At 62.7% G+C, this 20,065-nt stretch carries 16 protein-coding genes; 4 read left to right on the top strand and 12 right to left on the bottom strand.

Translation table 11 applies throughout. From position 1 onward, the window contains the following. Window positions 1-11 precede the first annotated feature (11 nt). The 3 genes from AB5Y95_RS01870 to AB5Y95_RS01860 are packed head-to-tail and all read left to right on the top strand — an operon-like array spanning window position 12 to window position 4,115. Entirely contained in the window at window positions 12-1,142 is a 1,131-nt protein-coding gene (locus tag AB5Y95_RS01870) for an FIST signal transduction protein (RefSeq protein ID WP_368159407.1), read from the top strand. Then, entirely contained in the window at window positions 1,139-2,572 is a 1,434-nt protein-coding gene (locus AB5Y95_RS01865; RefSeq protein ID WP_368159406.1) for an HD domain-containing phosphohydrolase, read from the top strand. Before AB5Y95_RS01870 ends, AB5Y95_RS01865 begins: the two co-directional genes overlap by 4 nt. A 16-nt stretch (window positions 2,573-2,588) precedes the next feature. Then, window positions 2,589-4,115 (top strand): HD domain-containing phosphohydrolase, encoded by a 1,527-nt coding sequence (locus tag AB5Y95_RS01860; protein WP_337076204.1) that lies wholly within the window; start codon window positions 2,589-2,591, stop codon window positions 4,113-4,115. 59 nt (window positions 4,116-4,174) lie between these two features. On the opposite strand, the gene purL is transcribed toward AB5Y95_RS01860, so the two are convergent. After that, window positions 4,175-8,080, bottom strand: coding sequence for a phosphoribosylformylglycinamidine synthase (gene purL / locus AB5Y95_RS01855; RefSeq protein WP_368159405.1), 3,906 nt, complete (start codon window positions 8,078-8,080; stop codon window positions 4,175-4,177). A 149-nt stretch (window positions 8,081-8,229) separates the two neighbouring features. Between purL and mltF the strand changes: the two genes are divergently transcribed. Continuing rightward, window positions 8,230-9,720, top strand: coding sequence for a membrane-bound lytic murein transglycosylase MltF (mltF, locus tag AB5Y95_RS01850; RefSeq protein ID WP_216972692.1), 1,491 nt, complete (start codon window positions 8,230-8,232; stop codon window positions 9,718-9,720). A gap of 77 nt (window positions 9,721-9,797) precedes the next feature. Here the strand turns inward: mltF and AB5Y95_RS01845 are convergent, their stop codons facing one another. From AB5Y95_RS01845 to ndk, 11 genes are all read right to left on the bottom strand, one after another. Beyond that, window positions 9,798-9,986 carry a hypothetical protein gene (locus AB5Y95_RS01845; RefSeq protein ID WP_017780036.1) on the bottom strand — a complete coding sequence of 63 codons (189 nt, stop codon included), beginning with the start codon at window positions 9,984-9,986 and terminating at the stop codon, window positions 9,798-9,800. A gap of 90 nt (window positions 9,987-10,076) precedes the next feature. Further along, window positions 10,077-10,310 (bottom strand): zinc ribbon domain-containing protein, encoded by a 234-nt coding sequence (locus tag AB5Y95_RS01840; protein WP_005299804.1) that lies wholly within the window; start codon window positions 10,308-10,310, stop codon window positions 10,077-10,079. A gap of 107 nt (window positions 10,311-10,417) precedes the next feature. Further along, a complete protein-coding gene (der, locus tag AB5Y95_RS01835; protein ID WP_005299803.1) occupies window positions 10,418-11,917 on the bottom strand; it encodes a ribosome biogenesis GTPase Der in 1,500 nt (499 codons plus the stop codon). A gap of 74 nt (window positions 11,918-11,991) precedes the next feature. Then, window positions 11,992-13,176 (bottom strand): outer membrane protein assembly factor BamB, encoded by a 1,185-nt coding sequence (gene bamB / locus AB5Y95_RS01830; RefSeq protein WP_010634288.1) that lies wholly within the window; start codon window positions 13,174-13,176, stop codon window positions 11,992-11,994. After that, complete coding sequence (locus AB5Y95_RS01825; protein ID WP_010634289.1) at window positions 13,169-13,819, bottom strand: tetratricopeptide repeat protein; 651 nt, start codon at window positions 13,817-13,819, stop codon at window positions 13,169-13,171. The genes bamB and AB5Y95_RS01825 overlap by 8 nt, the downstream gene beginning before the upstream one ends. Before the next feature lie 3 nt (window positions 13,820-13,822). After that, window positions 13,823-15,100 (bottom strand): histidine--tRNA ligase, encoded by a 1,278-nt coding sequence (gene hisS / locus AB5Y95_RS01820; protein WP_010634290.1) that lies wholly within the window; start codon window positions 15,098-15,100, stop codon window positions 13,823-13,825. A 138-nt stretch (window positions 15,101-15,238) separates the two neighbouring features. Beyond that, window positions 15,239-16,354 carry a flavodoxin-dependent (E)-4-hydroxy-3-methylbut-2-enyl-diphosphate synthase gene (gene ispG / locus AB5Y95_RS01815; protein WP_010634291.1) on the bottom strand — a complete coding sequence of 372 codons (1,116 nt, stop codon included), beginning with the start codon at window positions 16,352-16,354 and terminating at the stop codon, window positions 15,239-15,241. A gap of 10 nt (window positions 16,355-16,364) precedes the next feature. Then, complete coding sequence (locus AB5Y95_RS01810; RefSeq protein WP_337076208.1) at window positions 16,365-17,306, bottom strand: RodZ domain-containing protein; 942 nt, start codon at window positions 17,304-17,306, stop codon at window positions 16,365-16,367. Beyond that, window positions 17,296-18,087 carry a PilW family type IVa pilus biogenesis/stability lipoprotein TapF gene (gene tapF, locus AB5Y95_RS01805; RefSeq protein ID WP_017765910.1) on the bottom strand — a complete coding sequence of 264 codons (792 nt, stop codon included), beginning with the start codon at window positions 18,085-18,087 and terminating at the stop codon, window positions 17,296-17,298. The genes AB5Y95_RS01810 and tapF overlap by 11 nt, the downstream gene beginning before the upstream one ends. 12 nt (window positions 18,088-18,099) lie before the next feature. After that, entirely contained in the window at window positions 18,100-19,203 is a 1,104-nt protein-coding gene (locus AB5Y95_RS01800; protein WP_005299790.1) for a bifunctional tRNA (adenosine(37)-C2)-methyltransferase TrmG/ribosomal RNA large subunit methyltransferase RlmN, read from the bottom strand. A gap of 168 nt (window positions 19,204-19,371) precedes the next feature. Next, a complete protein-coding gene (gene ndk, locus AB5Y95_RS01795) occupies window positions 19,372-19,800 on the bottom strand; it encodes a nucleoside-diphosphate kinase (RefSeq protein WP_005299787.1) in 429 nt (142 codons plus the stop codon). Window positions 19,801-20,065: the final 265 nt, after the last annotated feature.

Here is a 20,065-nt window from a genome sequence, read left to right as displayed (position 1 = left end):
AGTTCCGAGGGATGATGCAGCCCGCTTTTCTTTCATTCGATGCGCAACCACTGGCCGATGCACTGCAGCCCTATCGTGGGGAGCGGCTCGATCTCGTGCTGGCCGAGCAGGATGCCGGGCACGTGGCCGAGCTGCAGCAGCAGTGCCGGCGGCTCGATATTCAGCTCAGCGGCGCACTCTTTCCCCGCCTCATCAGCCGCCACGGCTTTCATAAGCACGGTGCCTGGCTGCTGCCGCGCCCGGCCTCCCACGCCCCCCTGCTCATCCCGCTCGATCCCGCCGCCAGCACAGACCTGCAAGTCAGCACCCTTTGCGATGCGCTACTCCCCCAGCTTGCGCAATGGCCAGAGGGCGCGGGCGTACCGACCCTCTTTCTGACCTTTGATGCCATGATCCCCAACATCGCCTCCCTCCTTGAGGGGATCTATCTGCATCTCGCGGACAGGGTCAATTATGCCGGCGTCAATGCCGGCAGCGGCCAGTTCCGCCCCATGCCCTGCCTGTTCGACAACCACAGATTGCTGGCGCAGGCGGTCTGCTGCACCCTGCTGCCCCACCACAGCTACCCGCTGCTCGAGCACGGCTATCAGCTCACCGCCCAGCCCATGCTGGCCACCAGCAGCGAGGGCAACAAGATTGCCTTCATCGACTGGGAGCCGGCCTTCAGTCGCTACCAGTCCCTGGTCCAGCAACAGTTCCAGCATCGCCTGACGCCGGATCAGTTCTACCAGTACGGCGTCCACCTGCCGCTCGGGCTGCTGCGGGCCAACGGCGACGTCATCGTGCGCATCCCGGTCGCCGTCACCGAAGAGGGGGCCCTGCTCTGCGTCGGGGAGGTGCCGGATCACAGCATCCTCACCCTGCTCAAGGCGCCGCAGAGCCCGACCGCCCACGCCATCGAGCTGGCCGAAAAGCTGAGCCGGCACGGCGCCCCCGAGCGCCTCGAGATCTACTACTGCGCCGGCCGTCAGCAGCACTTCGGCGAGCAGAGCACGCTGGAGCTGAAGACCCTCTTCAGCCACAGCGGTGCCCACGAGCTGGTGGGCGCCCTCTCCCTTGGCGAGATCGGCAGCCTGCGACCAGGGGAGTATCCGCTGTTTCACAACGGAGCCATTCTCTGCAACGGGGAGGGACGGCGATGAACAACGACCACGCCATGGCCATCGTCTGCGATCTTGCCCTCTGCATCGGTCGCGAGGTCACTCTGGACGCCCTGTTGACCAAGGTGCTGCAGCGTTTTCTGTTTCACTGTGCCTGCCCGGTCGGGCTGGTGCTGCAGCAGTTGCCACAGGGTGAGTACAAGATCATCAAGGCGATTGGGGATGAGCAGCTGGTCAGCCATCAGGGGGAGCCGCTCGCGCTGCCCCACTGGGTCGGCGACGGCGAGCAGTGCATCCTGCACGCCCCGCTGCCGCTGCCCGCTGCACGCCCCTACCCCTTTGCCTACCGGCTGCGGATCGAGGGGGGTTACCTGATGCTGCTGCTCTCCCCCAATGCGGAGCAGCAGGGGGAGCGGCTCTGTCACCTGTTCAGCCCCATCCTCGGCAACCTGGCCCGCGCCATCCAGCTGTGCCGGGACAGCGAGCAGCTGGCGCTGCGCCAGCAGGCGGAGCTGGTCGACATGCAGCGCTTCAACGAATCCCTGCTCAAGGCAATTCCCATTCCGGTGTTTTACAAGGATGTCGAGGGGCGTTTCATCAGCTGCAACCCGACCTTCACCCAGATCACCGGCATCAGTAAGGCCGAGCTGCAGGGCAAGCGGGTGGACGAGCTCCTCCCCCCCGAGATGGCCGACGAATACACCCAGCGCGACCTGGAAGTGCTGCGCAGCAGGCAGCCGCAATATTTCGAGCACACCCTGTTTGACCGAGAGGGCCGCCGCTATCAGGTGCTCAACTTCAAGGATCTCTTCTACGACCATCAGGGCGAGGTGGCCGGCATCATAGGCGCCCTGGTCGACATCACCCACATCAAGGAGAGCGAGCAGCAGCAACGTACCCTGCTGTTCCAGACCATAGCGGCGCTCTCCTCCGCCATCGCCCACAAGGATCCCAGCACCGCGGGCCACGAGCGGCGCGTGCACGATCTGGCACTGGCCATCGGCCAGCATCTGCAACTCGCGCAAGAGCGGCTGGATGGACTGGGCCTCGCCGCCATGGTGCACAACATAGGTCTGCTGCAGATCCCGGCGGAGATCCTCACCCGCCCCCGCGAATTGCGGGAGGTGGAGTTCGAGCTCATCAAGCTGCACCCGCAGGCGGGCTGTGAAATTCTGCAGCAGATAGACTTCCCCTGGCCCATCGCCACCATAGTGCAGCAGCACCATGAGAACATGGACGGCAGTGGCTATCCGCAGGGATTGCAGGGGGATGCTATCTGCCTGGAGGCGCGCATCATCCGGGTGGCCGACTCCTTGGCGGCCATGACCGCCCACCGTCCGTTTCGGCGGGCCCTCTCCTTCACCGATGCCTTCGCCGAGCTGACCCGCTATGCCGGTGTCCACTACGACGAACAGGTGGTCAGCGCCTGCTTCGCCGTCTGGCAGGCAGGCTACCGCTTCGCCCCCCTTTGACCGAGGCTGGATGACGATGAGTTCAAGACCCGCACCGCCCTTTACCCCGCAGCCCACGGCCGCCCTGCTTGGCCAGGTGATGGATCAGTTGCCCTACCGGGTGCTGCTCAAGGATACCCGCTCCCTCTTCATCGCCTGCAACCGGCTGCTGGCAGACGATCTCGCTCTCAGCCCGGCCGAACTGGTCGGCAAGTGCGATGCCGACTTCTTCCCGGCCGAGCTGGCCCAGCGCTATCGGGACGACGATCTCAGGGTCATGACCAGCGGCACCACCCAGCGCCACGAGGAGCCTTATCTCAAGGGAGGCGAGGCCCGCTGGCTCAGCACCACCAAGTTTCCCCTGCACGACGAGCTGGGTCAGGTGGTCGGCGTCGGGGTCTTCTTCGATGACATCACCGAGAAGAAGCAGCAGCAGGAGCGGCTGCAACAGTACACCTGGACCCTGGAGGCTATCGGCCGCGCCCATCACGCCATGCTCAGGCCGGACGACGAGCAGACGCTGCTGCAGGAGATCTGCGACGCCATCACCTTCGATGGCCGTTTCCCCCTCGTGACCGTGCTGCAGGAAAAACCTGACCAGCACACCCTGCAGGTGCTGGCGCAGGCGGGCAACGCAACCTGGTTTGCCAGCGACGAGTGGCTGACCCAGGATCCCGCCCTGCACCAGGCCATCAGCACAGAGATGCCGTGCAACGAGGCGCTCCCCTGCGAGCTGGTACATCATTCGGCCACCCTGCGCGCCCGCCTGCTGCTGCCGCTGCAGTGGCACACCGGCGGGCGTGGCGGCCTGCTCATTCACAGCGAGCAGGCCCGCCCCTTCACCGACGAGGAGGTGCACCTTTTCAGCCAGCTGGCAGACTACCTTGCCTATGGCCTGCAGGCCCGCAGCACCCAGCAGGCCTACCTCACCGCCCAGCGCGACAAGATGCTGCATGCCCGCCAACTGGAGCTGGCGCTGGAAGATGCCCTCGGCGCCATAGCCGCCGTGCTGGAGCAGCGCGATCCCTACACCGCCGGCCACCAGAAGCACGTCGCCACCCTGGCGCTGGCCATAGGTCGCGAGCTGAAGCTCGATGAGAAGCGGTTGCGGGGACTCTATCTGGGGGCCATGGTGCACGACATCGGCAAGATCCAGGTGCCGGTCGACATCCTCACCAAGCCGGGGCGGCTCACGCCCCAGGAGTTCAACCTGGTCAAGGAGCACCCGGGCGCCGGTTATCAGGTGCTCAAGGACATCGCCCTGCCCTGGCCCATCGCCCAGATGATCCACCAGCACCACGAGTACATCGACGGCTCCGGCTACCCGGCCGGGCTCAAGGGCGAGCAGATCCTGCTGGAGGCCCGCATCCTCACGGTGGCCGACATAGTGGAGTCCATGTCCTCCGATCGCCCCTACCGCGCCGCCCTCGGCATTCCCCAGGCCAGGGCCCATATCATCCAGCTGCGCGGCACCCGGCTGGATGAAGCCGTCGTGGATGCCTGCCTGCGCATTCTCGATCGCGGTGACTTCATCCCCCACGAACTGGGTCACGGCCGCCCCTAGCTGGAACGTCGCCATAAAAAAACCGGCCACAGGGGCCGGTTTTTGTTTGCGTCGCAGGCTTAGCCCAGACGAACCCGGGCATTGCGGAACATCCGCATCCAGGCGCCATCCTCGCCCCAGTTGTCCGGGTGCCAGGAGTTGGCGACGGTGCGGAACACCCGCTCCGGGTGCGGCATCATGATGGTGGCGCGTCCGTCGGTGGTGGTCACGGCGGTGATACCGTTCGGCGAGCCGTTCGGGTTGGCCGGGTACTGCTCGGTCACCTGACCACGGTTGTCCACGAAACGCAGCCCCACCAGGCCGCTGGCTTGCAACGCCGCCAGGTGGGCAGAATCGCGCACCTCCACTCGCCCTTCCCCGTGGGAGACGGCGATCGGCATCATGGAGCCTGCCATGCCGGCGAAGAAGGCGGACGGGGAGTCCTGTACTTCCACCAGGCTGAAGCGGGCCTCGAAGCGCTCGGAGCGGTTGCGCACGAAGCGCGGCCACAGATCGGCGCCCGGGATCAGCTCGCGCAGGTTGGACATCATCTGGCAACCGTTGCAGACACCCAAGGAGAGGGTGTCGCCACGCTCGAAGAAGCGCTGGAACTGCTCGCGGGCGCCCTCGTTGAACAGGATGGACTTGGCCCAACCCTCGCCCGCCCCCAGCACGTCGCCATAGGAGAAGCCGCCACAGGCCACCAGGGTCTGGAACGCATCCAGCTTGATACGACCGGAGAGGATATCGCTCATATGCACGTCGACGGCGGTGAAGCCGGCGCGGTCAAACGCCGCCGCCATCTCCACGTGGGAGTTGACCCCCTGCTCGCGCAGCACCGCCAGACGGGGGGAGACCCCGCGGGCAATGTAGGGCGCAGCCACGTCCTCGGCCGGGTTGTAGCAGAGCCTGGCCTGCAGGCCAGGATCGGCTGCGTCCTGACGGGCGGCATGCTCCTGATCCGCGCACTCGGGGTTGTCGCGCAGGCGCTGCATCTGCCAGCTGGTCTCGCCCCAGATGGTGCGAAGGGCAGTGCGGCTGGCGCGATAGATCTCCTGGCCGGCCCGCTGCAGGGTGATGAGATCCCCCTCACGCACCGTGCCCAGCACGTGGGAGCAGGCCGCCAGACCGTGACCGGCCAGCAGGGTCATCACCGCTTCCTTGTCTTCACGGCGTACCTGGATGACGGCACCCAGCTCCTCGTTGAACAGGGCCGGCAGCAAGTCGCCACCGATGCGATCCAGTTGCAGGTCGAGGCCGCAGTGACCGGCGAAGGCCATCTCCACCAGGGTGACGAACAGGCCGCCGTCGGAGCGATCGTGGTAGGCAATCAGCTTACGATCGGCCACCAGCGCCTGGATGGCGTTGAAGAAGCCCTTGAGCTGGACCGGGTTGTCCAGATCCGGTGCCTTGTCACCCAGCTGGCGATAGACCTGGGCCAGGGCGGAGGCGCCGAGGCGCTGCTTGCCGTTGCCAAGATCGATGAGGATAAGGTCGGTTTCACCGAGATCGGTGCGCAGTTGCGGGGTGACTGTGTTGCGCACGTCCTCGACCCGAGCAAAGGCAGAAATGAGCAGGGAGAGCGGCGAGGTGACGCTTTGCTCCTTGCCATCCTGCTGCCAGCGGGTCTTCATGGACATGGAGTCCTTGCCCACCGGAATGGTGATGCCAAGGGCCGGGCAGAGCTCCTCGCCCACTGCCTTGACCGCTTCGTAGAGACCGGCATCTTCCCCCGGATGACCGGCAGCGGCCATCCAGTTGGCAGAGAGCTTGACCCGCTTGAGGGAACCGATGTGAGCAGGCGCCAGGTTGGTCAGGGCCTCGGCCACCGCCATACGGGCGGAAGCCGCATGAGAGAGCAGCGCCACCGGGGTGCGCTCGCCCATGGACATGGCTTCGCCATGGTAGCTGTCGTAGGTGGCGGCGGTGACGGCGCAATCGGCCACCGGGATCTGCCAGGGGCCGACCATCTGGTCGCGGTTGACCAGACCGGTCACGCTGCGATCGCCGATGGTGATGAGGAAGGATTTCTCCGCCACGGTGGGCAGACGCAATACCCGCTCGGCGGCGTCGCCGAGGGTGATGCCATCCAGTTGCAGTGCCTTGCCCTGGGCGGGCAGGCTCGCTACGTCGCGGTGCATCTTGGGGGTCTTGCCGAGCAGCACATCGAGCGGCAGATCGATGGGGTGGTTGTCAAAGTGCTGGTCGGAGAGGGTCAGGTGTTTCTCTTCGGTGGCGCTGCCGATGACGGCATAGGGAGCGCGCTCGCGCTCGCACAGCGCCTTGAACAGCGGCAGCTTGTCCTGGGCGACGGCCAGTACGTAACGCTCCTGGGATTCGTTGCACCAGATCTCGAGCGGGCTCATGCCCGGCTCGTCGTTCGGGATGGCACGCAAATCGAAGCGACCACCGCGATCGCCGTCGCTCACCAGCTCCGGCATGGCGTTGGAGAGGCCACCGGCGCCCACGTCGTGAATAAAGACGATGGGGTTGTCATCACCCAGTTGCCAGCAGCGGTCGATCACCTCCTGGCAACGACGCTCCATCTCGGGGTTGTCACGCTGCACCGAGGCAAAGTCGAGATCTTCTGCCGACTGACCAGAGGCCATTGAAGAGGCCGCTCCGCCGCCCAGGCCGATGTTCATGGCAGGCCCCCCCAGCACGATGAGGGCGGCCCCCACCGGGATCTCCCCTTTCTGGACGTGCTCGCTGCGGATGTTGCCGATACCGCCCGCCAGCATAATGGGTTTGTGGTAGCCACGCACCTCGACGCCATTGTGGCTCGGCACCTCCTCTTCGAAGGTACGGAAGTAACCGAGAATGGCCGGACGGCCGAACTCGTTGTTGAACGCGGCGCCACCGAGCGGCCCTTCCTGCATGATGTCAAAGGCGCTGACGATGCGGCTCGGTTTGCCGAAATCCTGCTCCCAGGGCTGCTCGAAGCCGGGGATACGCAGGTTGGAGACGGAGAAGCCCACCAGACCCGCCTTGGGCTTGGCGCCGCGGCCGGTGGCGCCCTCGTCGCGAATTTCGCCGCCAGAACCGGTGGCAGCGCCGGGGAACGGAGAGATGGCGGTCGGGTGGTTGTGGGTCTCCACCTTCATCAGGATGTCGACCTGCTCCTGGTGATACTGGTACTCACCGTTGGCGGGGCTTGGGAAGAAGCGGCCGGCCTGGCTCCCTTCCATCACGGCGGCGTTGTCTTTATAGGCAGACAGGACATGATCCGGCGTCTGCTCGAAGGTGTTCTTGATCATCTTGAACAGCGACTTGGGCTGCTGCTCACCATCGATGGTCCAGTCGGCGTTGAAGATCTTGTGGCGGCAGTGCTCGGAGTTTGCCTGGGCAAACATGTAGAGCTCGATGTCGTTGGGATTGCGACCCAGCCGGGTGAAGTTCTCCACCAGATAGTCGATTTCGTCGTCGGCCAGCGCCAGACCCAGTGCCACGTTGGCCTCGGCCAGGGCGGCGCGGCCACCGGCCAGCACGTCCACCTGGGTGAAGGGGCGCGGCTCCTGATGGGCAAACAAGGCGGCGGCCTCGTTCATCTCGCCAAACACCGTCTCCATCATGCGGTCGTGCAGCACGGCGGCCACGTCGGCGCGCTGGGCAGCGCTCAGCTCACCCTTGGCCTGCACGTAATAGGCAATGCCGCGCTCGAGCCGCTTGACCTGGGTCAGGCCGCAGTTGTGGGCGATGTCGGTTGCTTTGGAAGACCAGGGGGAGATAGTGCCGGGGCGGGGGGTAACGAGAAACAGCTGACCGCTGGGGGTGTGTTCGGGGATGGTCGGGCCGTAGCGCAGGAGCTGGCCCAAGGTCGCTCGCTCCGGGGGCGACAGCGGGCTCGAGAGCTCGGCGAAGTGCACATATTCGGCATAGACATCCTCTATCTCTACTCCTCTCTCCTGTTTCATCTGCGCGAAGCGTTGCAGCAGTTTTTGGACACGAAACTCAGACAGTGCGGGGGCACCACGCAAGATATCCATATGACCTTTCTCACCAAGTGTTGAAGTGGGGGGGAATTGAGACGCGCGTATTATAGGGATCAGGCCGACGGCGGACAAACGTTTTTCTTGTTTTGCCAAGTGTGACTCGGTCCACACTCTCTGGTATAAAGGTGCCTCTTTTTTGACAAATGCCGATTTTTTCAACAAGGGTACTCACCTACTTGCGCTGCATTTTTCGACTGTTTATCGGGCTGATGTTGCTGCTGACCCTGGTCGGTTGCGACTTCTACACCCCCTCCAGCCAGCTGGAGCAGATCCGCCAGCGGGGCGAGATCCGGGTTGGCACCATCTACGGCCCCACCTCTTATTACCAGCGTGACGACACCGCCCAGGGGTTCGATTACGAGCTGGCGAGAAGCTATGCCGACTGGCTGGGGGTCAAGCTGACCATAGTGCCGGTCTACTCTACCGCCGAGCTGGTGGATCTGCTCAAGAAGGGCAAGCTCGATCTGGCCGCGGCCGCCATCGTCATCACCCCGGAGCGGCGCCAGCTGTTTCGCTTCGGCCCCGGCTTCTACCAGGTCTCGCCCAAGCTGGTCTATCGCAACGGCTCCCCCAAGCCCAGGGACATCGGCGATCTCAAGGGCAACATAGTGGTGCCTGCCGGTTCCACCGGGGAGGATCTGCTCAAGGAGCTGGCCAAGCAGCACCCCAACCTCAAGTGGAGCACCAACCGGGATGCCGACGTGGAGGAGCTGCTCAAGCAGGTGGCCGACGGCAAGATTGACTACACGGTGGTGCAGGATACCGTGCTGGCCCGTACCCAGCGCTACTACCCCGAGCTCACCGAGGGGATGACGCTCGCCAAGAACCAGACCGTGGCCTGGGCCATGACCAAGCTGCCGGACGACAGCCTCTACGCCAGCATCATCGACTTCTTCGGCCAACGCTTCATGGATGGCGCCATCGCCAAGCTCGACGAGAAGTACTTCGGCCACGTGCAGAATTTCGACTTCGTCGACACCCGCACCTTCCTGCAGCGGGCCAAGAGTCTGCTGCCCAAGTACCAGGATCTGTTCAAGACCCACGCCAACCTGGTGGACTGGCGCCTGCTGGCTGCCATCAGCTATCAGGAGTCCCACTGGGATCCGGAGGCGCGCTCCTACACAGGGGTGCGTGGCATGATGATGCTGACCGAGCCCACCGCCAAGGCGATGGGGGTCAACAACCGGCTGCACCCGGAGGAGAGCATCAAGGGGGGCGCCCGTTATCTCGAGCAGATGATGGCGAAGGTGCCCGCCTCGGTGCCCGATGACGAGAAGGTGTGGTTTGCCCTCACCGCCTACAACATCGGCTACGGCCACATGATGGATGCCCGCCGCCTGACCAAGGAGCTCGGCAAGAATCCGGACGCCTGGAGCGACGTGAAAGAGGTGCTGCCGCTGCTGCAGCAGTCGCGCTGGCACCGCAAGGTGCGCTACGGCTATGCCCGCGGCGGCGAGGCGCGCAACTACGTCAACAACGTGCGCCAGTACTACCAGAGCCTGCTCTGGCTCGACAACGAGCAGCAGAAGGCCCATCGCCGCGAAGAGCTGGATGAGGATGACAGCAGCGAGCCGACCAGTGCCGAACGTCCCACCGTCATTGCCGAAGTGGTCAAGCAGATCACCCTGCGCTGATCCCTGTTGACAGGTTTGTTTTTCGGGTGGTTTCTCTGTTACCATCCGACCACACCGGAGCCTATCCGAATCTGTTTTTATCGCGCTATTTCATCCACTTGCACTCGGATGACAGCACTTTCAGATAGGCTCCCATCATCACCCAAGGCCGGGATGGCCACCCCATGGGAGGAGACCAAGATGCGAGCTCGCAGAAGAACGACACTGGTCAAGAAGACAAGGTGCGGCTGGAGCCCCAGACGCAAGCTCAAGCTCAACGAGATCAAACGCAAGATATGGCGCCGAAACCGCTCCTTCACCTTGCTGATAGCAGAGCACACAGCATAAACCCGGCATTAGCCGGGTTTTTTATTGCCTCAATTTTCCGTCAGCGGGCTCACCTCGAAGAGCACTGCCCGCTTCGACACCAGGCTGTTGCAGTGGTTGCAGAAGTAATCCACCGCGCCGCAGGCCTTGAGCCGCTCCAGCTCCTGCCTGCAGGTCGGGCAGAGCGCCCGGATCTGGTAACGGGCCTGGCATTGACCACAGGTGAGCTCGCGGCTGCGGCTGTCCAGCTCGCCCTGGCAGGCAGGGCAGACAAGTTGACTCATGGTTGGCTCCTTGCAAAGTGAATGTGCACTGGGCGGCCCCACTGCACATTCCCCTCCCCTTCAAGACCACTAGAAAAACGGCTGCCGGTGAGGGCAGCCGCAGGGCCTTATTTCTTGGCTTTGGCCTTGAGCAGGCGCTTGCGCTGGCGCTCCTGGCTCAGGGTCAGGGTGTTCTTCTTGCCCTCGAACGGGTTGACCGACTCCTGGAACTCGACCCGAACCGGCGTCCCCATGATCTTCAACGACTTGCGGAAGTAGTTGATGAGGTAGCGCTTGTAGGAGTCCGGCAGGTCGTTGAGCTGGTTGCCGTGGATCACGATGCGCGGCGGGTTGTAGCCACCGGCGTGGGCGTACTTCAGCTTGACCCGGCGACCGTTCACCATGGGCGGCTGGTGGTCTTCCTGGGCCATCTGCATGATGCGGGTCAGCATGGCGGTGCTGGTACGGCGGGTGGCGGACTGGTAGGCCTCCTGGATGGATTCGAACAGGTGGCCGACGCCGCTGCCGTGCAGGGCGGAGATGAAGTGCACGCGGGCGAAGTCGATGAAGCCCAGACGGCGATCGAGCTCGTTCTTGACGTCCTCTTTCACCTTCTGATCCAGACCATCCCACTTGTTCACCACCAGCACCACGGAGCGGCCGGTGTTGAGCACGAAACCGAGGATGCTGAGATCCTGATCGGTGATGGTCTCCTGGGCGTCGATCACCAGCAGGCAGACGTTGGCATCTTCAATCGCCTTGAGGGTCTTGATGACGGAGAATTTCTCCACCGTCTCGTGCACCTTGCCGCGACGACGCACGCCAGCGGTGTCGATGATGACGTACTTCTGCTCGTCGCGCTCCATCGGGATGTAGACGGAGTCGCGGGTGGTGCCCGGCATGTCATAGACGATGACCCGATCTTCACCCAGCATGCGGTTGGTCAGGGTCGACTTGCCGACGTTGGGACGACCGACGATGGCGAACTTGATGGGCAGGTCGGCGAACGGGGTCTCCTTGGTGTCTTCCTTGGTGTCGAGTTCACCGGCAGCCACCATGCGCAGCAGGGCCTCTTCGTCGAAGTCTTCCTCTTCTTCATCCAGCTCGGCTTCTTCGCCGGCGGCTTCGACCAGGGTCTCCAGATGGGGGGCCAGTGCCAGCTCGAGCAGGCTCAATACGCCACGACCGTGGGCGGCCGCCATCTGGTAGACCTCGCCCAGGGCCAGACCGTAGAACTCGGAGACGGCGGAGTCGCCGTCGATGCCGTCGGTCTTGTTGGCCACCAGAAATACCTTCTTGTGGGTCTTGCGCAGGTGCTCGGCGATGGCCTGATCCGCCGCGGTCAGACCGGCGCGGGCATCCACCATGAACAGCACCACATCGGCCTCTTCGATGGCCAGCAGGGACTGCTCGGCCATCTTCAGCTCGATCCCCTCTTCGGTGCCGTCGATACCACCGGTATCCACCACGATAAATTCCAGCTCGCCCAGCTTCGCCTGGCCATATTTGCGGTCCCGGGTCAGACCGGGGAAGTCGGCCACCAGGGCGTCCCGGGTACGGGTCAGGCGGTTAAACAGGGTGGATTTCCCCACATTGGGGCGGCCCACCAGGGCTACTACAGGAGTCATAAAAGCCTCATTCTCAAGACGACAAAGGCTCCGGGTCCGAAGACCAGGAGCCGGATATTCACATTATCGGGCGATCAGGGACGCTTGACAGCGTACAGCTTGCCGCCACGGCTCTGCACATACAGGGTGTCACCGTCCACCAGGGGGGCGGCGTACAGACCACTGCTGTCGAGCTGCTGCATGGCCTTGATGGACCCGTCGGTCCGATCCAGCCAATACAGGTAACCTTCCACATCGCCGACCACCACATAGTCACCCATGATGACGGGGGCGGTCACGGTGCGGTTTTCCAGCTGGGTGTTGGACCACAGCTCGAGACCGTTGCGACGGTCGACCGCAAACAGATGGCTGCGGCTGTCGGTCAGCACGATGGCATTGCCGGTCACCGCCATGTCGCGGTAGCCGGAATACTTGCGCTTCCACACTTCGTCGCCGCTCATCAGCTTGCGCGCCATCAACTGGCCATTATACGCGATGGCATAGAGCTCATCGCCGGCGATGAGCGGCGTGGCATCCACGTCCACCATGCGGTCGAGCTCGGTGGCGCCGCGCGGGTCGGCCACCTTGGACTGGCGCACCGGCTGGCCGTTGCTCAGCAGGGCGATGCCCACCTTGCCATCGGCGCGGCCGTACAGCACGGCACCGTTGGTGATGATGGGGGCACCGGCGCTGCGCAGGGTCAGCGGCGGCTGCTCTTCCGCCAGGGTCCACTGCAGCTTGCCCTCGTCGGTATCAAGCGCCACCAGGCGACCCGAGGTGGTCAGTACCACCACCCGGCCATCCTCGACGGCGGGGCTCGCCACCACTTCACCCGGTACCGTGGTCTGCCACAGCACTTCCCCATTCTCTTCGTTCAGGGCGTAGACCACCCCGTTCTCGGAGCCCAGGAACAGCTTGCCGTAGCGGGAGACCAGGCCACCGGAGAGGCGGGCGCTACGCTTGTCGGCGTTGATTGGCAGATCCGCCAGATCGACGCTCCACAGCTCCTTGCCGCTTTCGCGGTCAAAGGCGGTGACATCACCGTCGCGGGCCGCCGCATAGATGCGCTCCTCTTCCACCACCGGCTTGAGCTGGGAGTAGAAGTCACCGATGCCGTCACCCACCGAGGAGGACCAGGCGGTATCGGCCGTGAACGCGGACTCGACCTTGGGCAGCGGGGCCATGGGGTTGAGATCCTCTTCCGAACTGAACAGGGAGCAGCCCTGCAGGGCGAAGGAGACCGCAGCCCCCAACGCCACCATCTTGAACAGATTACGCATCCGGAGCCTCACCCGTGGTCACCGCTGGCAACGCCAGATCGTCCATCTTCAGCTTGAGCTCGGCGCTGCTCTGCAGACCGCCGGCATCGGCCGCCGCCTGATAGGCATCGCGAGCCTCTTCGCTCTTGCCCTGCTTTTGCAGGATGTCGCCGCGCACTTCGGCCACCTGGGCCTTGAAGGCGTCGTTGTTGATCTTGCCAAGCTGGGCCAGCGCTTCATCGGCCTTGCCCTGATCGTTCAGCACCCGGGCCAGACGCAGTGCGGCGATAGGACGAATGCTCTCGTCACCACTGGTAGCCACCTGGGTCAGCTGCTCGGCAGCCAGATCCAGCTTGTCCGCCTTGACCGCGGCCGCCGCCAGTTGCAGCGCCGCCAGCTCGGCGTAGGAGTCGCCCTTGTGGGCGCTGATGAAGCTTTGTGCCTGCTCGAAGCCGGCCGCGTCACCCTTGGCCAGCTGGGCGCTCATCTCGTTGTAAGCCTGGGAGGCGGCTTCCTGGGTGGTCTGCTGATGCTCGTTGTAGTAGCGCCAGCCAAAGAGTCCAACCAGACCGATAACAGTTCCTGCGATCACCGAGGTTCCGTTCTCTTTCCACCAGTTCTTGATGACCTCAACCTGTTGTTCTTCGGTGGTATAAACTTCCACAGCTTACTCTCCTTTCGCTGCCAGCAGGGCAATGGCGGCGTCGACCGTGACGGTCTGTTGCTCGGCCTGGCCACGCAGATATTTGATGGTGATCTCCCCGTTTTGTACCTCGGTCTCGCCAAGGATCAGGGCAATGGCCGCGCCGCTTTTGTCGGCACGCTTGAGTTGTTTCTTGAAGTTGCCGCCGCCGCAGTGGCTCATCAGGCGCAAGTCAGGCAGGGCATCGCGCAGCCGCTCGGCCAGCTGGAAACCGGCCTGTTCAGTGCCCTCACCCACCATGCAGAGATAGACATCCACCGCCGGGCGGATATCGGCATTGAGTTCGAGGGTTTCCAGCATCAGCACCAGACGCTCCATGCCCATGGCAAAGCCCACTGCCGGAGTCGGCTGACCGCCCAGTTGCTCCACCAGGCCGTCGTAGCGGCCACCGGCACAGACGGTGCCCTGGGCACCCAGGCTGTTGGTCACCCACTCGAACACGGTGAGGTTGTAGTAGTCGAGGCCGCGCACCAGACGCTCGTTCACCTCGTACTTGATGCCGGCAGACTCGAGCAGGCGCTTGAGCCCCTCAAAGTGGGCCAGGCTCTCTTCGCCCAGGTGATCGAACAGACGCGGGGCGCCCACCAGAATGGCTTGTACCTTCTCGTCCTTGGAGTCGAGCACCCGCAGCGGGTTGCTGTACATGCGACGCTGGCTCTCTTCGTCCAGCTGATCCTTGTACTGCTCCAGGTAGGCCACCAGGGCATCACGGTAAGCCGCACGCTCACTGCTCTGGCCCAGGGTATTGAGCTGCAGGGTGACGTGATCCTGGATGCCGAACAGACGCCACAGGCGGTGAGTCAGCATGATGAGCTCGGCATCGATGTCCGGCCCGTTGATGCCAAACAGCTCGACCCCGAACTGGTGGAACTGGCGATAACGGCCCTTCTGGGGACGCTCGTGACGGAACATGGGGCCCATGTACCACATCCGGCGTTCCTGGTTGTAAAGCAGACCGTGCTCGATACCGGCACGCACGCAGCTGGCGGTCCCTTCCGGACGCAGGCTCAGGCTGTCGCCGTTGCGGTCTTCAAAGGTGTACATCTCTTTTTCGACCACGTCGGTCACTTCACCGATGGCGCGCTTGAACAGATGGGTCTGCTCGACAATCGGCATGCGCACTTCGCTGTAGCCATAGCTGGCCACGACCTGGCGCAGGATCTGTTCTACTTTCTGCCATACCGGGCTCTGCTCCGGCAGGCAATCATTCATACCGCGAATAGCTTGGATCTGTTTTGCCACGTTGATACTCGAGAAAAAGAGGTAAAATTTGGCCGCATTATAGGGATTTTCGACCCCGAGGTAAAATCAGGGTATTCCAATGCGGGATGTAAAATCAGCAACCTAAAGACAGGGCCACCCTGAGTGGCCCTTGGTTGCTCAACCCTCGTCCACCTGGATCTGGTTGGCCGGATCCAGCATGGCGGCCCGGGCGCGAATGCGGCGCTCCAGGGTCGGAATGAGATCCTTGTTGTCGAGCCGGTCGACCCGCTGACCACCCTCGTAGAAGGCGCTCTTGTTGGCCGCGCCGGCAAGGCCCAGATCGGAGACCAGCGCCTCCCCCGGACCGTTCACCACGCAGCCGATGATGGAGACATCCATCGGAGTGATGATGTCTTCGAGCCGCTCTTCCAGCGCATTGACGGTGCCGATGACGTCGAACTCCTGGCGGGAGCAGGAGGGACAGGCGATGAAGTTGATGCCGCGGGAACGGATGCGCAGGGACTTGAGGATATCAAAGCCCACCTTGATCTCTTCCACCGGATCGGCCGCCAGCGAGATGCGCAGGGTGTCACCGATGCCTTCACTCAGCAGCATGCCAAGACCGATGGCAGACTTCACCGCGCCGGCGCGAAAACCGCCCGCCTCTGTGATGCCCAGATGCAGCGGCTGTTCGATCTGCTTGGCCAGCAGGCGATAGGCGCCGACCGCCAGGAAGACGTCGGAGGCCTTGACGCTCACCTTGAAGTTGTCGAAGTTCAGGCGATCCAGATAATCCACGTGGCGCATGGCTGACTCGAGCAGCGCCTCGGGGGTGGGTTCGCCATATTTTTCCTGGATGTCCCGCTCCAGCGAGCCGCCGTTGACGCCGATGCGGATCGGGATGTTGTAGTGGCGGGCACAGTCCACCACGGCGCGCACCCGCTCCTCGTTGCCGATATTGCCCGGGTTGATGCGCAGGCAATCGGCGCCGTATTCGGCCACTTTGAGGGCGATGCGGTAGTCGAAGTGGATGTCGGCCACGATGGGGATGCGGGTCTGCTGCTTGATGAGCTTGAATGCTTCCGCCGCCTCCATGGTGGGGACGGAGACCCGGACGATGTCGGCACCGACCCGCTCGATCCGCTGGATCTGCTCGACGGTGGCGGCCACGTCCGTGGTCTTGGTGTTGGTCATGGTCTGTACCGTGATGGGGGCATCGCCCCCGACCGGTACGTTGCCGACCATGATCTGCCTGGATTTACGACGAATGATGGGAGATTCGTGAGCGGACATGGCGGACAGATTACTCCTGCGGCAGTGAGAGGCGAGCAGTCCGGCCGTTGTTGTAACGGCTCATGTCGATGGACTTGCCCTTGTATTCGATATTGATGGCCATGGGCGCACCAATGATGAATTTGAGCGGCTCGGGTCCTTCCAGTACCAGTTCGTCATTGGCCTTCTTGAGGCCGCTGAACAGGGTCTTGCCATTGGCATCCTTGACGTCCAGCCAGCAGTCGGCGGTGAAGCTCATCTTGAGCTGGGGCACCTTGGCAGGCTCGCTCGCGGCGGTGTCGTCAGCCGGTTGCGTGGCGGCAGCGACAGACGTCTCGGCAGTGGTGGTCGCCACGGCGCTGCTGGCATCCGCCGGCAGAGTGGTCGGCGCGGCATCGCTCACCACGGGGGCTACGGCAGCGTCTGCGGCGGCGGACGCGGCAGGAGCCAGTACCGGCTCGGCAACATCGACGGCCGGAGTGGCGCTCGGCGTATTGGTGTTGCGGGCTGCGCCCATTTCGGTCGCGGCCAGGGCCTCGTCACCGGCGGAGCGACGCGCCGTGCTCTGCCACCACCAGACGACGGAGAGGGCGATCAGCACCAGGATCACCAGCCAGGTCACCACCTTGAGGCGACTGTCATTGGCCTGCTGGCGGGAGCGGCGGGAGAAGCTCTGCATGTCGATGTTGTCGGGCGGCGTCAGGCCCAGCTTGTCATAAGCGGCGAGGATGGTCTCTTCCGGAATACCGACCAGCTTGGCATAGGTACGCAGATAGCCGCGGATGAAGGTATGGGAGGTATGTTTGTCATACGTATCCGATTCAATCGCGGCAATCAGGGTCAGACGAAGGTGAATGCGGGACGCAACCTGTTCTCGCGTCCAGCCGAGCTGTTCACGGGCGTTGCGCAGCAGCTGGCCTGGGCCAACTGCCTGGGAGTCGTCTTGGAAATCGTGTGGCTGTTCAGTAGTCATTGGCTAAGTAACGCTTGGCTTGTTGCGAAGTGGGATATTGCCTTACCAGCTCAGTCCCGAATTGGTGAAGTAGTGCCGGTTTGTCCATGGCCTGCGCCAGCCGCAATCTCAACCAGAGACTGTTCTCGTTCTCGTCCGATACATCGGCAAAACGGGCGAGATAGGCCTGCACATCAGGCAGCTTGCCATCTTTCATGGAAAGCTCCGCCATGTCCAGCAATAACCTTGGATTGCGGGGATTATACCCCAAGGCCAAGCGATAGTACTCGCTTGCTTTATCATTTCTGCGATTTTGCGCGGCGCAAAGTGCCGCGTTTTCATAGGTATCGGCGATCTTGATGTAGTTCGGCTGGCTGACGGCCTGCAGGAAGGCTTTCTCAGCCTCGTCGAAACGACCGCGATTGCAAAGGAAGGCGCCATAGTTGTTCATCGCGTCAGCATTGGACGGATCCACGGCAAGGGCTTTCTGATAACTGGCTTCGGCTGCCTTGTAATCTTGCACCTGCTGGTAGAAGTAGGCAAAACCGATGTAAACCTGAGGATTGGCGGCGTCGTACTGGAGGGCGCGATCAAGGTTGAACTTGGCCTGCTCGGCGTTGCCCTGCTGCAGATACTGGATGCCCAAATCCAGACGGGTCTGGGCTGCCGCCTTGAGGTCGGGACCGACCTCACGCTGGGTGGAATTCTGGCCAGCGTAAGTGGTCTCGGTAACACAGCCTGGCAGCGCACAGAGCGCTGCCACTACGATCAATGTACGTGTATCCATTCCCTGACTATACAATGGCTTAGCAAGTTAAACCATTTTGACGGAAATCCCATCCTGTTGCATCCGATTTTTCATGGTGCGCTTGGTGCGATCGATCACCTCCCCCACCAGCTGACCGCAGGCGGCATCGATGTCGTCACCACGGGTCTTGCGGACGATGACGGTGAAGCCGTACTCCATCAGTACCTTGGAGAAACGGTCGATGCGACTGTTGCTCGGCTTGCCATAGGGGTTGCCCGGGAAGGGGTTGAACGGGATCAGGTTGATCTTGCTCGGGGTGTCCTTGAGCACCTTGGCCAGCTCATGGGCATGCTGCATGTCGTCATTGATGTGATCGAGCAGCACATACTCCACCGTGACTCGGCCGCCGTTGGCGTTGGACTTGCCGAGGTAGCGACGCACACCGGCCAGGAAGGCTTCGATGTTGTACTTGTCGTTGATCGGCATGATCTCGGAGCGCAGCTTGTCGTTGGGGGCGTGCAGGGAGATGGCCAGCGCCACGTCGATCTGGTCGCCCAGCATGTCCAGCGCCGGCACCACGCCGGAGGTGGAGATGGTGACCCGGCGCTTGGAGATGCCGTAGCCGTAGTCATCCATCATCAGGCGCATGGCCGGTACCACGTTGGCGAGGTTGAGCAGCGGCTCGCCCATGCCCATCATCACTACGTTGGTGATGGGACGCTTGCCGCCGACGATCTTGGCGGCGCGCCACACCTGACCGATGATCTCGGAGACTTTCAGGTTGCGGTTGAAGCCCTGCTGGGCGGTGGAGCAGAACTTGCACTCCAGGGCGCAGCCCACCTGGGAAGAGACGCACAGGGTCGCCCGATCGTCTTCGGGGATGTAGACGGTCTCCACCTCCTGGCCGCCAACCTGCAGCGCCCACTTGATGGTACCGTCGGAGGAGCGCTGTTCGCGGCTCACTTCCGGCGCCCGGATCTCGGCGATCTCCTTGAGACGCTCGCGCAGCACCTTGTTGACGTTGTTCATCTGATCGAAATCATCACAACCAAAGTGATAAATCCACTTCATTACCTGATCTGCCCGGAACGGCTTCTCGCCCAGTTCGACGAAGAAGGCACGCATGGCATCCCGATCGAGATCCAGCAGGTTGGTTTTTGTTTCGCTCATCAAGGGCCTCAGCTCACACACTTCATAAATTATCGGCTGACCTACGTCAGGGGGCGGCATTGTACAAATTATGGGTCCGGCTTTCCACCTGGAGAATAAGGGGATATTGACCGAATGACCAAAAAACAAAAGGGAGCCGAGGCTCCCTTGAGATTCTGCTGACGAAAATCAACCGCGCGGGCAGATCTCGGCGTCAGAGAAGAAGTAGGCGATTTCACGAGCGGCAGAGGCCGGCGCATCGGAGCCGTGCACGGCGTTGCGATCGATGCTCTCGGCGTAGCAGGCGCGCAGGGTGCCGGCCAGGGCCTCTTTCGGGTTGGTGGCGCCCATGATTTCACGGTGACGACGGATGGCTTCTTCGCCTTCCAGCACCTGGATCATGACGGGGCCGGAGGTCATGAAGCTGACCAGACCGTCATAGAAAGGCTTGCCCTGGTGCTCGGCGTAGAAACCGGCGGCTTGTTCGCTGCTCATGTGCAGCATCTTGGCGGCGATGACTTTCAGGCCAGCGCTCTCGAAACGGTTGTAGATGGCACCGATCAGGTTCTTGCTGACGGCGTCCGGCTTGATGATGGAGAAGGTACGTTCGATGGCCATTGAGATCTTTCCTTAACTACAGAGATTTATTGTTAGAATCCATGTTCGGCGGCGATTATACGTAAACAAAAACCGAAATAACACACAGAAAAGCAACTTTTTATTAAACAATTCCATCCCTAAAACAACATCACCACTCATCTTGGCCCAGGCCGGCAGGAAAAAATGTGCGCTTGCGCACGATCACCATGCTAACCCCCTGAAACATTGGCTATTGCCCATCTTCTGCAATATGGGAAAGGGCACCCTCAGGTGCCCTTGATGT

Origin of the sequence: Aeromonas sp. R5-3 (assembly GCF_040908225.1) — a bacterium.
GTDB lineage: Bacteria > Pseudomonadota > Gammaproteobacteria > Enterobacterales > Aeromonadaceae > Aeromonas > Aeromonas dhakensis.
The sequence above is the reverse complement of the archived record's forward strand: the minus strand, read 5'-3'. Positions and strand labels throughout refer to the sequence as shown.

Coding starts and splice junctions, on each gene's coding strand:
- der (WP_005299803.1), bottom strand. CDS start 11,917: ATGACTCCTGTAGTAGCCCTGGTGGGCCGCCCCAATGTGGGGAAATCC.
- AB5Y95_RS01840 (WP_005299804.1), bottom strand. CDS start 10,310: ATGAGTCAACTTGTCTGCCCTGCCTGCCAGGGCGAGCTGGACAGCCGC.
- ndk (WP_005299787.1), bottom strand. CDS start 19,800: ATGGCCATCGAACGTACCTTCTCCATCATCAAGCCGGACGCCGTCAGC.
- AB5Y95_RS01865 (WP_368159406.1), top strand. CDS start 1,139: ATGAACAACGACCACGCCATGGCCATCGTCTGCGATCTTGCCCTCTGC.
- mltF (WP_216972692.1), top strand. CDS start 8,230: ATGCCGATTTTTTCAACAAGGGTACTCACCTACTTGCGCTGCATTTTT.
- AB5Y95_RS01800 (WP_005299790.1), bottom strand. CDS start 19,203: ATGAGCGAAACAAAAACCAACCTGCTGGATCTCGATCGGGATGCCATG.
- purL (WP_368159405.1), bottom strand. CDS start 8,080: ATGGATATCTTGCGTGGTGCCCCCGCACTGTCTGAGTTTCGTGTCCAA.
- AB5Y95_RS01870 (WP_368159407.1), top strand. CDS start 12: ATGATGCAGCCCGCTTTTCTTTCATTCGATGCGCAACCACTGGCCGAT.
- AB5Y95_RS01860 (WP_337076204.1), top strand. CDS start 2,589: ATGAGTTCAAGACCCGCACCGCCCTTTACCCCGCAGCCCACGGCCGCC.
- ispG (WP_010634291.1), bottom strand. CDS start 16,354: ATGTCCGCTCACGAATCTCCCATCATTCGTCGTAAATCCAGGCAGATC.
- bamB (WP_010634288.1), bottom strand. CDS start 13,176: ATGCGTAATCTGTTCAAGATGGTGGCGTTGGGGGCTGCGGTCTCCTTC.
- AB5Y95_RS01810 (WP_337076208.1), bottom strand. CDS start 17,306: ATGACTACTGAACAGCCACACGATTTCCAAGACGACTCCCAGGCAGTT.